We start from the raw sequence: 233 nt of genomic DNA on the forward strand, positions 1-233 counted from the left end.
GAAAGATGTCGTCTTCCCGCTCGTGGCCGCCCTGGATCGACGTCGATGCGCCAAGACGCAACTCATCGAATATCCGGTCCTGCACATAGGCAGATGCCGAGACCTCGGTGACGTCAGCCAGCAGCGCCAACAAGACGATACCCATGGAATGCAATACGCAGTCGCGATTAATTATCGCCATCCGCCGCTCTCCTTGCTCCGCACAATCGCGCGCCACGAGGGAGTGGTAGCAT

The 233-nt window shown here is 58.8% G+C and carries 1 pseudogene; it reads right to left on the reverse strand.

Annotation, left to right across the window (positions count from 1 at the left end):
* Nucleotides 1-181, reverse strand: a pseudogene (locus ACPYOI_RS37155) (acyloxyacyl hydrolase); the annotation flags it as partial.
* Nucleotides 182-233 lie beyond the last annotated feature (52 nt).

It is taken from the genome of Rhizobium sp. SVR5-2C (assembly GCF_056755115.1).